This window comes from Nonomuraea sp. NPDC049784 (assembly GCF_040659615.1).
GTDB lineage: Bacteria > Actinomycetota > Actinomycetes > Streptosporangiales > Streptosporangiaceae > Nonomuraea.
Genome location: NZ_JBFAMX010000291.1, coordinates 1 through 11961, shown reverse-complemented (window position 1 = coordinate 11961; position 11961 = coordinate 1). Strand labels below are relative to the sequence as shown.

General features: G+C 68.1%; 12 protein-coding genes. 9 read left to right on the top strand and 3 right to left on the bottom strand.

What is annotated here, in order from left to right:
- From AB0J09_RS38920 to AB0J09_RS38880, 9 genes are all read left to right on the top strand, one after another.
- Positions 1 to 1097, top strand: a 1097-nt coding sequence (locus tag AB0J09_RS38920; RefSeq protein ID WP_360702385.1) for an ROK family transcriptional regulator, incomplete at its 5' end; no start/stop codon positions are given.
- A 151-nt stretch (positions 1098 to 1248) separates the two neighbouring features.
- Positions 1249 to 2160 (top strand): ABC transporter permease subunit, encoded by a 912-nt coding sequence (locus AB0J09_RS38915; RefSeq protein ID WP_360702382.1) that lies wholly within the window; start codon positions 1249 to 1251, stop codon positions 2158 to 2160.
- Positions 2157 to 3038, top strand: a complete 882-nt coding sequence (locus AB0J09_RS38910; RefSeq protein ID WP_360702381.1) for a carbohydrate ABC transporter permease — start codon at positions 2157 to 2159, stop codon at positions 3036 to 3038. The genes AB0J09_RS38915 and AB0J09_RS38910 overlap by 4 nt, the downstream gene beginning before the upstream one ends.
- Positions 3039 to 3062: 24 nt before the next feature.
- Positions 3063 to 4688: a hypothetical protein gene (locus tag AB0J09_RS38905; RefSeq protein ID WP_360702378.1), complete on the top strand. Its 1626-nt coding sequence runs from the start codon at positions 3063 to 3065 to the stop codon at positions 4686 to 4688.
- A 16-nt stretch (positions 4689 to 4704) separates the two neighbouring features.
- Positions 4705 to 5874, top strand: a complete 1170-nt coding sequence (locus tag AB0J09_RS38900) for a Gfo/Idh/MocA family oxidoreductase (RefSeq protein ID WP_360702375.1) — start codon at positions 4705 to 4707, stop codon at positions 5872 to 5874.
- A gap of 74 nt (positions 5875 to 5948) precedes the next feature.
- Positions 5949 to 7148, top strand: a complete 1200-nt coding sequence (locus AB0J09_RS38895) for a ricin-type beta-trefoil lectin domain protein (protein ID WP_360702372.1) — start codon at positions 5949 to 5951, stop codon at positions 7146 to 7148.
- 135 nt (positions 7149 to 7283) lie between these two features.
- On the top strand, positions 7284 to 7862 hold the full coding sequence (locus tag AB0J09_RS38890; RefSeq protein WP_360702369.1) for an RNA polymerase sigma factor: 579 nt from the start codon (positions 7284 to 7286) through the stop codon (positions 7860 to 7862).
- Positions 7859 to 8434 carry a hypothetical protein gene (locus AB0J09_RS38885; RefSeq protein WP_360702366.1) on the top strand — a complete coding sequence of 192 codons (576 nt, stop codon included), beginning with the start codon at positions 7859 to 7861 and terminating at the stop codon, positions 8432 to 8434. The genes AB0J09_RS38890 and AB0J09_RS38885 overlap by 4 nt, the downstream gene beginning before the upstream one ends.
- A 384-nt stretch (positions 8435 to 8818) precedes the next feature.
- Positions 8819 to 9349 carry a hypothetical protein gene (locus AB0J09_RS38880; protein WP_360702365.1) on the top strand — a complete coding sequence of 177 codons (531 nt, stop codon included), beginning with the start codon at positions 8819 to 8821 and terminating at the stop codon, positions 9347 to 9349.
- A gap of 87 nt (positions 9350 to 9436) precedes the next feature.
- Here the strand turns inward: AB0J09_RS38880 and AB0J09_RS38875 are convergent, their stop codons facing one another.
- The 3 genes from AB0J09_RS38875 to AB0J09_RS38865 form a co-directional block, all read right to left on the bottom strand.
- Positions 9437 to 10513: an SPFH domain-containing protein gene (locus AB0J09_RS38875; protein ID WP_360702363.1), complete on the bottom strand. Its 1077-nt coding sequence runs from the start codon at positions 10511 to 10513 to the stop codon at positions 9437 to 9439.
- Positions 10514 to 10516: 3 nt separating this feature from the next.
- The gene (locus tag AB0J09_RS38870; protein ID WP_360702361.1) at positions 10517 to 10948 is read right to left on the bottom strand and encodes an NfeD family protein; all 432 of its coding nucleotides are present in this window, start codon (positions 10946 to 10948) and stop codon (positions 10517 to 10519) included.
- Between the two features lie 73 nt (positions 10949 to 11021).
- On the bottom strand, positions 11022 to 11852 hold the full coding sequence (locus tag AB0J09_RS38865; RefSeq protein WP_360702358.1) for a L,D-transpeptidase: 831 nt from the start codon (positions 11850 to 11852) through the stop codon (positions 11022 to 11024).
- Positions 11853 to 11961 lie beyond the last annotated feature (109 nt).

The following is an 11961-nucleotide window of genomic DNA, read 5'->3' as shown; positions in this document are numbered from 1 at the left end:
GGCTCAACTCGGCGGCGATCCTGCGCATCCTGCGCGAGTCCCAGGTCGCGACGCTGTCCGAGCTCGCCAGGTCGGCCCGCGTGTCCAGGCCGACGGCCGAGGTCATCGTGGACGAGCTGGTGGCGGAGGGCTGGGCCGAGGACTGCGGTGAGGAGCCCGGCGACCGCCAGCGGGGCCGCCCGGCCAGGCGGTTCAGGTTCCGTGCGTCGGCCGGCCACGTGCTGGGGCTCGGCATCGGCGGCTCCCACCTGCGTGCCATGGTCGCCGACCTCAACGGCACGATCGCGGTCACCCGCCGCGCGCCCAACCACCGCGACATGCCCGCGGGCGACCGGCTCGACGCCGTCGCCGCGCTGGCCGCCGAGGCCGCCGCCGAGGCGGGTCTCGCGCTCGCGGACGCCGCCGCCGTCGGCGTGGGCACGACGGGCATGGTGGACGGGGCGGGGCGGGTCGTGAAGAGCATGGTCCTGTCCGGCTGGACCGGCCTCGACCTGCAGGGCGAGCTGACCCGTCGGCTGCCCGCGCCGGTGCTGGTCGAGAACGACATGCGCCTGGCCGTGCTGGCCGAGCACTGGCGCGGCGCGGCCAGAGGCCGCGACGACGTGATCTACCTGTTCACCGGCGACAGGATCGGCATGGGCCTGCTCATCGGCGGCCGCCCGCACCGCGGAGCCCATGCCGCCTCCGGCGAGATCGGCGCCCAGCCGCACGAAAACTGGACCTCCTACCGCTACGTGATGGACTACGCGATGGCCGTGGAGCCGGGGGAGCTCCGTTCCGCCAGGCAGAGCGCGGAGTTCGCGATCGCCAGGGCGCGGGCGGGCGACGAGAAGGCCGGGCAGGCGGTCAGGGAGTTCGCGCGCGGCCTGGCCGCCGGCCTGATCACCGTGGTCAATCCCCTCGACCCGGAGATGGTGGTGATCGGCGGCAGCCTGTCCTCGGCCGGTGACCTGCTGGTGGAGCCGGTCAGGGAGCTGTTCGAGGAGTACTGCCCGTATCCGCCCGAGGTGGTGGCGTCGGAGCTGGGCAGCGAGTGCATCACGCTCGGGGCGGTGCGTTTCGCGCTGGACCACGCCGAGCGCCTGCTCTTTACGTAGGCAACTTGGTTAATTAGGTAACTCTTCTGTCACGGACATGTCGCTGCGCGGCATCGATCCTTCTGGGGTGCTCAGAGTTGCAAGATTTACCCTAGTTAATTGCATAAATACGTACTAGCCTCCAGCCAACTCGTACGGACTGGAGGTGAGCGTGGCCGCTGTTCCCCTGCTTGAGCGGCTGAAGCGCGACTGGACGCTGCTGGTGCTGTGCCTGCCCGGCATGCTGTATTTCGTAGCTTTCTTCTACGTGCCCCTGCTGGGCAACGTGATCGCCTTCAAGGACTACGCGCCGTTCCTCGGCATCGCGGGCAGCCCGTGGGTGGGGCTGGACAACTTCGTGATGCTGCTGGAGGAGCCGGAGTTCTGGAGCGCGGTCGGCAACACCCTGCAGATCACCGTGCTGCAGCTCATCCTCTACTTCCCGGCCCCGATCGCCCTCGCGCTCCTGCTGAACTCGCTCGTCGGCCACCGGATCAAGCGCTTCATCCAGAGCGTCGTCTACCTGCCGCACTTCCTCTCGTGGGTGGTCGTGGTCGCGATGTTCCAGCAGGTCATCGGGGGCGCGGGGACGGTCAGCACGTTCCTGAACTCGCACGGGATCACCATCGGCAACCTGATGTCCAACCCGGACACGTTCAAGCTCCTCGTGACGGCTCAGGTGATCTGGAAGGACTGCGGCTGGGGGACGATCATCTTCCTCGCCGCGATCACCGCCATCGACATGAGCCAGTACGAGGCCGCCGCGATCGACGGCGCCGACTGGAAGCGCCGCCTGTGGCACGTCACGCTGCCCGGCATCCGCTCGGTCATCCTCATGATGCTCATCCTGCGGCTGGGCGACATCCTGTCCGTCGGCTTCGAGCAGATGGTCCTGCAGCGCGACGCCGTGGGCGCCGGCGCCGCCGAGGTGATCGACACGTACGTCTACTACCACGGCATCCGCGACGGCGACTGGGGCATGAGCACCGCAGCCGGGCTCATGAAGGGTCTCATCGGAGCGGCGCTGATCTACGCGGCGAACAAGCTCGCGCACCGCTTCGGAGAGCAGGGGATCTATCGATGAGGCCGCCGTGGATGGAGCGCCCGACGATCGCGGGGCGCACGCTCAAGTTCGTCGTGCTGGCCGCGATCACGCTGGCCGTGCTCTACCCGTTCGGGCTGGCCGTCGGCACCAGCCTGATGGGCCGCGCGGAGAGCATCGCCAACGGCGGCAGCTACGTGTTGTGGCCCTCTCACCCGACGTTCGAGGCGTACGAGCTGATCCTGTCCGGCGGCGCGGTCACCAGGTCGGTGCTGATCAGCATCGGGATCACGGTCACCGGCACCGCGCTCAGCCTGATCTGCACGGTCTTCCTCGGGTACGCGCTGTCGCGGCGTGGCATGCTCGGCGGCAAGCCGATCCTGCTGATGGTGCTGGCCACGTTCCTGTTCACGCCGGGCATGATCCCCAGCTACCTCATGGTCAAAGAGCTCGGGATGATCGACACGTACCAGTCGCTCATCGTGCCCGTGCTGGTCAACGCGTTCAACGTGGTCGTCGTCAGGTCGTTCTTCCAGAACCTGCCGGAAGAGCTCTTCGAGGCCGCGCGCATGGACGGGTGCGGCGAGTTCCGGATGATGTGGCGGATCGCGATTCCGCTGTCCAAGGCTGTGATCGCCGTCGTGGGGCTGTTCTACGCGGTCTCGTACTGGAACACGTTCTTCAACGCGATTCTCTATATCAACGATCCGACCAAGCACCCGATCCAGGTCGTGCTGCGCCAGTACATCTTCCGCGGCACCGCGGCCACCGGCTCCGACGTCGCGATCGTGCGCGACCTTCCCGCCTCGTCGGTGCAGATGGCGGTGCTGATCACCGCGCTCGTGCCCATCCTGCTGGCCTACCCCTTCCTCCAGAAGTACTTCACCAAGGGCGTCCTGACCGGCGCCATCAAAGGATGAACCCCCCGTTCGCAGGAGAGAACCATGTCATCAACGATGTCCCGCCGCGGCTTCCTCGGACTCGCGCTCGCCGGCGTCACGGTCGCCGGGCTCGCCGCCTGCGGGGGCGAGGGCGGTGGCGCGGCCGGTGTCAAGAAGGGCGGCGCCGAGCTGTCCAGGAAGCTGGCCCTGCCCACGTACACGGCCGCCAAGATCCCCACGCCTGACCTGCCGATCGACGCCGGCCAGGACCCCGCGTACCTCAAGTACCCGAGCGAGCTGGTCAAGTCCGTCGCCGCCCCGCCCGGGGACGGCCAGAAGATCACCTCGCTGACCCAGACCTGGGACGTGGCGCCGCCCGCGCCCGGCGAGAACACCTACCTGCAGGAGGTGGGCAAGGCACTGGGCTCCGAGTGGAGCATGAACATCGTGGTCGGCGACGGCTACCCCGACAAGTTCAACGCGATCATCGCCAGCGACGACCTGCCCGACCTCGTCTGGTTCCCGCCGAACCAGGGGCTGCAGCGGGTGCCCGAGCTGCTGGAGGCCAAGTTCCATGACCTGACGCCGTACCTGAGCGGTGACGCGATCAAGAAGTATCCGAACCTGGCCAACCTGGGCGACCTGACCTGGAAGTCGGCCGTCACCAACGGCAAGCTCTTCGGCGTCGCGGTCGCGTACAGCAGGCTCGGGCAGATCTTCGGGGTGAACCAGGACTACTGGGAACCCGTCGGCGGACTCGGATTCGCCGGCGCCGACGACTTCGTGGAGAAGGCCAAGCAGCTGCTCGACGTCGGCAAGAACAAGTACCCGCTCGAGCCGTCCTACTACAACCACGTCAGCATGTTCAGCCAGTGGTACGGCGCGCCGAACACGTGGCGGCTGGAGGGCGGCAAGCTGACCCACCAGTTCGAGACGCCCGAGTACCAGGCGGCGCTGGAGCTCGCGGTCAAGTGCTTCAAGGCGAAGCTGTTCTGGCCCGACCCCGCGCTCTCCACCATCCAGGACAAGGTGGCCAACGGCCAGATCGGGGCCTTCGTGGAGTCGTTCCCCGGCTTCATTAATCTCGCGAAGACGCAGAAGTACAAGCTCGGCGCCATCGTGCCCTTCGCCGCCACCCCGTCGTCCAAGCCTGTCTACAACGCCGGCCTCGGCTCCGTGGGCTTCACCTCGATCAGCAAGAAGGTCGACCCCAAGCGCATCGAGACGCTGCTGGGCGTGCTGAACTACCTGGCGGCGCCGTTCGGCACCGAGGAGTACCAGCTCCTGAACTTCGGCGTGGAGGGCACCCATTTCACCAGGAAGGACGGCGACCTGACCTTCACCGACAAGGGCAAGGCCGAGGTGCCCACCACACTGCAGCCGATCACGTTCGTGATCGGGTCGCCCTCCGCGCTCTTCCTGCCCGGCCAGCCCGAGCGCACCAAACTGATCCACGACTTCGAGACCAAGGTCGCGCCGATGCTCCAGCAGCGCGTCACGACCGGCCACTTCTCCGACACCTACACGCAGAAGAACGGCGAGCTCAGCACCATGGGCACGGACATGGTCGTGGACATCGTCACCGGTCGCAAGCCGCTGTCGGACTGGGCCGGCTTCGTGAAGAAATGGCTGAGCAAGGGTGGCGAGGCGATGCGGGGCGAGTACGAAGCCTCCATCGCCAAGGGTTGATTGAGAAAGGAAACAAGTGGAAGACCTGCGTATCGGAGTCATCGGCCTCGGCCTGCGGACGAGCCTCTCCCTGCACGCGCACCGGCCGGGCAAAGGCTCGATCGTGGCCGCGCTGTGCGACTCCGACCCGGCGGTGCTCAAACGGCAGGCGGGGAGGTTCGAGGCGGAGTTCCTGACCACGGATTACCGCGAGCTGCTCGCCCGGCGCGACCTCGACGCGATCATCGTCAACACCCCCGACGACACCCACGAGGCCATCGCCATCGACTGCCTCCAGGCGGGCAAGCCCGTCTACCTCGAGAAGCCGATGGCGATCACGGTGGAGGGCTGCGACAACATCCTGCGCACCGCCCGCGACACCGGGACCCGCCTGTACGTGGGGCACAACATGCGTCACATGGGCGTGGTCCGTCTCATGCGCGACATCATCCTCAAGGGCGTCATCGGCGAGCCGAAGACCGTCTGGGTGCGCCACTTCGTGTCGTACGGCGGCGACTACTACTTCAAGGACTGGCACGCCGACCGCACCCGGACCACGGGCCTGCTGCTGCAGAAGGCGGCACACGACCTGGACGTGATCCACTGGCTCGCCGGCGGCTACACGACCAGGGTGAACGCGTTCGGCGACCTCATGGTCTACGGCGACCTGCCGCGCCGCGCGCCCGGCACGCCCCGGCCCGACGGGTGGCTGCAGGAGTACGAGTGGCCGCCGACCTCGCGTACCGACCTGAATCACATCGTGGACATCGAGGACGTGTCCGTGATGAACATGCGGCTCGACAACGGCGTCATCGCCGCGTACCAGCAGTGCCACTTCACGCCCGACTACGTACGCAACTACACGGTCATCGGCACGGAGGGCCGCCTGGAGAACTTCGGCGACGGGCCGGGGGACACGGTCAAGGTGTGGAACACCGGCCCCACGGCCTACCGGGACGACTGCGACATCGCGTACAAGGTGCCTCTCGCGCAAGGGTCGCACGGGGGCGCGGACGAGCAGATCGTGGCGGAGTTCTGCCGGTTCGTCCGGGACGGCGGTGCCACGGACACCTCTCCGGTGGCGGCCAGGATGAGCGTGGCGGCGGGCTACATGGCAACGATGTCGCTGCGGAACGGCGGCACGCCGTACGACGTGCCGCCGCTGGATCCGGAGCTGGCCGCCTACTTCGACGCCGGGCAGAGCTGATCGCTCACACTGACGCGCGGCCGTGACCTATGCGCAAACGGCTTTTATCGCCTTTACGATCAGGGAGTAAGCACATGACCGCATGGATGCGCAGGCGCTTACGCGCCCTCGCTGGAACGCTCGCCCTCGGCCTGGGCGTGAGCCTGGCCGCCGCCTCGCCGGCCGCGGCGAACGAGGACGGCTGGGGCGACACGCCAGGCACCTACACCAACTACTCGTTCCCCGCCGGCGTCACCGAGCTGACCGAGGTGACCTGGGGCAACACCGTCACGACCGACCCGGGCTTCACCTCGTACACGTTCTGGTCCCACCAGTTCGGCTTCAACAAGGGTGACGGCGCCTACATCGGCATGCAGACCAACGGCGGCGAGCCCCAGCTCTTCCTGTTCTCCGTCTGGCAGGTGACCGAGGCCCGCGCGGGCTCGGCCGGGTCCTGGTGCCAAGACTTCGGCGGAGAGGGCGAGGGCATGAGCTGCCGGGCCCGCTTCCCCTGGAAGGCCGGGCACGCGTTCGCCTTCACGGTCGCCTACGAGGGCGACGGCTGGTTCGGGGCCACGGTCACCGACACCACCGTCGGCACGTCGTTCAAGCTGGGCAGCATCAGGACGCCGGCGACTGCGATCAAGACGGGCGGCATGGTCGACTGGGTCGAGTACTACGAGTGGAGCATGCCCCGATCCACCTGCCTCGGCCAGCCGTACAGCTCGGCCTTCTTCGCCCTGCCGCAGGGCGTCACTCCCGCCGGAGCCAAGGTCACCGGGACCGTCAGCCGCCTGTCGAACAACGGCGACTGCTCAAACGTGCGTACTCAGACGGCCCCCGGCGGGAGCGTGCAGACCCTGGGAATCGGAAACTCCGTACGCGGCGCCGTCACCAACGCGGCGGGACTCTGTCTGGACAGCCGGGGTGTCGACGCCGACCAGCTCGAGTGGGCCGACGACGAGACCCTGGCCAGGACCGAGAACGCCCAGTCCGTCGTGGACACCTGCCACCAGGCGACGGACCAGGGCTGGGTGCTCGGGGCCGACTCCACACTCCGTCTGATCAACGACTTCTGCCTGACCGGCGGCTCCTCGGTGACGATCACGACCTGCGGCGACGAGCCGGGTGCCGCCAGGCGGTGGAGCGCGGAGGCGGACGGCACCCTCCGCAACGTCGCGACCGGGCTGTGCCTCACCGTGCCTCCGGGCAACGGCCAAGCCGGGCGCGCGGTCGAGCTGGAGACCTGCCACGGCACGCGCAACCAGCAATGGACTCTGCCCACGACCTCCTGACCCAAGGCGAGGACGATTCCGAAGAACCCGCCGGGCCGTTCGCCCGGCGGGACGACCTCGGGCGGCGCGTGGGGCTACCGAACTGAGCCGGAACCTGACCCACCGAGCGGACAGTAGACAGATGTGGATATGTCGATGCGTGCCCGCATACGTGATGGGGACAAGGCGGCGTTCGGCGAGCTCTTCGACGACTGCGCGAAATCCGTCTACAACCATGCCTTCCGCCTGACCGCCAACTGGTCCACGGCCGAGGACGTGATGGCGCTGACGTTCCTGGAAGCCTGGCGATTAAGGAGTCGGATCGACCCCGAGGGCGGCTCGCTGCGGCCCTGGCTGCTCGGCATCGCCACCAACGTGGCACGCAACGTGCGCAGGGCCGCCCGCAGGCACGATGACGCCCTGGTCCGGCTGCCCAGGGGCGAAGAGGTGCCGGACTTCGCCGACGAGGTCGTGGGCCGCATCGACGACGCCGAGCGCTTGGCGGCGGTGCGGCAGGCGTACGGGCGGCTGCGCCGGCAGGAGCAGGACGTGTTCGCGTTGTGCGTCTGGGCCGGGCTCGACTATGCCCAGGCGGCCGAGGCACTCGGCGTCCCGGTGGGCACCGTGAAGTCCCGGCTGTCGCGGGCCAGGAAGAAACTCGCCATGGAACCACCCTCGGCGAACCGACAGGTAGTAGGTGACCTCGGCCCCGAGAAGAAGGAGGAGATCCGATGAACTGGCCGACCGAACGCGATCTTCCCGAGGGCCGTCACCGACTGCTCAAGGAGTTCGTGATGACCGAGATCGATCGCAAGCCCAGGCGGAAGCGCCTCGCCGTCCTGGCCCCCGTCGCGGGTCTGGCGGCCGCCGCCGGGGTGGCCGTGCCGCTGCTGTTCGGCGGCCCCCCCGCATACGCCGTCACCAAGGGCGCCGACGGCCTCATCCACATCGGCATTCGAGAGGCCAAGGACCCGGACAAGCTCCAGGCGGACCTGCGCGCCATGGGGGCGCACGTCGTGGTGAACTACATCCCCTACGGCAAGAAGTGCAGCCCGCAGCCCCGCAGCAGCCACTTCCTCAGTGACGAGGAGGCGCGGCTGTCGGTGTTCCCGCCGCCGGCGGATGCCCGCCCCGGCTTCGTCATCGACCCGAGCGTGATCGGGCCGGGCCAGACGGGCGTGCTGGAGTTCAGCGTCTCGGAGAACGACCGTGGGGGCATCGTGGCGGGCATCTGGGCGCGCGTCGGCGAGGGACCGATCGCCGACTGCACGCTGGTGGACACCACGGACGCCCCCCTCTCGCACTGACCCTCCGGCAGGGACCGGGAGCACTCGCCGTAACGAAGCCCGTCGCGCACGAACCGCGCGGCGGGCTTTGCCATGCGAGAAGTGAGTGCTCCAGGGTTGGAAACGCCGTTCTAACTGTGTAACACTGTTGCAAGGTTAGTACATGGTTGGTCGAGGAAGACATCAGCACAACGAAATCAACGCGGCCTTCAAGACGGTCCGCAAGATCCAGTCGTTGACCGTGGTGGAAAGCCACAACGGGCATCGCTGGGGGTGGATCGAATGCGTTTGCGGGGTCAAACGGCAGTCGATCTGGTGCACGCCGCGCAACCCGGGCACCCATGCGAAAGAGCCTCTCGAATGGGCTAAGGAGCACGAGACATGCAGTACGAGCGAGGAGATCTCATGACTACTTGGGACTTCCGCGTCACTCTAAACCGAGAGCCCTCCGACGAGGAGATGGACGCTCTGTTCGAGGCCGGTTTGGATGACTGCACGATATCGGGAGGCAAAGACGGAAGCACGTACGTCTCGTGCCACCGCGAGGGGGAGAGCCTGCTGGAGGCCATCGCTTCCGTGCTCATCGAGATCAGGACGGTCCCGGGGCTGTGGGTGGTCGCCGTCGGGCAGGGCGACGGGGTGACGCTGGGTGACGCGGCCCGCCGGCATGGCGGGCGCACGCAGGCCAGCCTGCGACAGCTCTCCGCGGGGCAGCGCGGTCCTGGCGGCTTCCCTGCTCCCCTCATCGAAGCCGACAACATCAGCATCTACTCGTGGGCCGAGATAGCCGAATGGCTTCGCACCCGTATGGGGGACGACATCCCGCCGGAAAGCCCGGACATCGCGCTGGCGGATGCGCTCGTCAGGCTCAGCTGCCGGGCCCGGGCAGCGCATCGGGAGGACGGGCTTCGCCACCTGTTCGAAGCCGTCGCCTGACCCGGACCCTCAGCTCTCACCCCTCGACATCAACCAGCCCCCACGCGGAGGCGCCCGCCGCTTCGGGCGGGCGCCTCTGGGGAAACGTCAGCGTTCGGCTTCCTTGTGCTCGCGGTCCAGGTCGGGGAACGGGGACGGCTCCTGGACGCCCTTGGTGAGCTGGCGCGGCCCTCCGGGGCCCTCCGCCTCCTGAGCGTCCGCGACCGCCTCGGCGGCCGCCTCCGAGGCCTTGAGCACCTCCTCGTCCATCTGCGAAGTCTCGGGCACCTCGTCCCGCGTAGCCGCCGACCGCGGCAGCGCCTCCGTGAACGCCTTCGAGACGCCCTGCAGCGCCGACGTGACCTCGCTCGGGATCACCCAGAACGTGTTGCCGTCGCCCTGCGCGAGCTGCGGCAGCACCTGCAGATACTGGTACGCCAGCAGCTTCGGGTCGGGGTCGTTGCGGTGGACCGCCTGGAAGACCTGGTCGATGGCGCGCGACTGGCCCTCGGCCTCCAGGATGGCCGCTGCGCGCTGGCCCTCCGCGCGCAGGATACGGCTCTGCTTGTCGCCCTCCGCCGTGAGGATCTGCGACTGCCGCTGGCCCTCGGCGGTGAGGATCGCCGCGCGCTTGTCGCGTTCGGCCCGCATCTGCTTCTCCATCGCGTCCTTGATGGTCTTGGGCGGGTCGATGGCCTTGATCTCGACGCGGTTGACGCGGATGCCCCACTTGCCGGTGGCCTCGTCGAGCACGCCACGTAGCTGGCTGTTGATGGTGTCACGCGAGGTCAGGGTCTTTTCCAGGTCCATGGAGCCGACGACGTTACGCAGCGTGGTGACGGTCAGCTGCTCGACGGCCTGGATGTAGTTGGCGATCTCGTACGCCGCCGCCCGCGGGTCGGTGACCTGGAAGTAGAGGACCGTGTCGATCTCGACGACGAGGTTGTCCTCGGTGATGACGGGCTGCGGGCGGAAGGAGACGACCTGTTCGCGCAGGTCGATCATGGTGTAGACGCGGTCGATGTACGGGATGACGAAGTTGAGACCCGGCTTGAGCGTGCGGTGGTAGCGGCCCAGGCGCTCGACGTTGCGCGCCCGCGCCTGCGGGACGATGCGAACGGCCTTGAGCACGGTGAGCAGGGCGAAAAGTATGACGAGTATTCCGACCAGCAAAAGCGGATCCATGAGTCACTCCCGGGGATAGACGAGGGCTGTCGCCCCTTCGATCTCGATGATGTCGACGGTCGCCCCCGCGGGGATCACCAGCGTCTCGTCGTAGGCACGCGCCGACCACTCCTCGCCCCCGATGCGAACGCGGCCGTCGCGGCCCGTCACCTCTGAGACCACGTAGGCGGGCTTGCCGACCAGTGCTTCCACGCCGAACCGCTGCAGCGGCGGCTGCGTGATGTGGCGCAACGCGATCGGCCTGAGCACCAGCAGGCCGGTCGCGGACGAGACGGCGAAGAACAGCAACTGCAGGGGGACGGGCAACCCGATGGCCGCGGTGGCGGCGGTCAGGAGAGCGGCCGCGCCCAGGAGCCCGAGCGAGGCGGTGAGGGTGAATATCTCAGCCACGCCGAGGACTACCGCGAGGATTATCCAGACGATCCAATCAGCCATGTCCGGCCCTCCTGATGGGACAACGGGCCCGTGTCTGCGAGTAGTTCCCCCCGTCTCTACCGTAATCCCGGAATCATCCCTGCGGCACCCGAGCGTCGGCCAGTGCGCTTCCTTGCCGCCATTTCTCCCACGACAGCTGCCAGAAACCCCATCCGTTGTTCCACTCGAGCTCGCGGTCGGTGCCGATGATCGTGACCGGGTCGCCGCGCAGCGACCCGGCGTAGAACCAGGCCGCCTGGTCGGGCCTGGCGTTGATGCAGCCGTGGCTGACGTTTGCCCGGCCCTGCGCCCACACGTTGTCCTTGGCGTGCACATATTCGCCACTGTTGGAAATGCGCACGGCATGGTCGATCATCATGTCGTAATAGCCGGGCTCCCCTTTGACGCGCCCCGGGGAGATCATGCGGACCGGGTTGCCCTTGTCCATGGTCAGGTGGATGCCGCTGGTCGTGGTGTATTCGGGGGTGGTGGCCACGCCCGCGCTGATGGCCATCTGCTGCACGATCTCGCCGTCGCGGCGGACGACCATCTGGTGGGTCCTGGTGTCGATCGCGCTGGTCTGCGCGCGGCCGACGGTGAAGGCGAAGGTGGAGTCGGTCGCGCCGTAGAGGCCCGCGCCCGCGCGCACGCCGGCCAGGTGCGCGGTGACCGTGACCTGCTGGTGCGGGGCCCAGAACCGGCGGGTGCGGTAGATCACCTGGGTGTCGCTGGTCCACCGCCAGGCGCCCTCGACCGGGCTCTCCGCCTTGACCTCCAGCGCCCGCTCGACGGCCGCCTTGTCCTCTATCGGGGTGTCGAAGTCGATGATGATGGGCATGCCGGTGCCGACCGTCTCGCCCGGCAGCGGCGTCGTCGAGGCCACCTGGAAGCTGCGCGCGGCCGACCGGGTGCGGAAGCGCCCCATCGCCACGGTGGCCGGCGCCGTCGTTCGGTGGCATCAACCTGGAGGACATCAGTGCCCCGCGCTGCTTCGAGGTCGAAGACCGCCTTCGTGAGCGGCTCGACATCCCCGT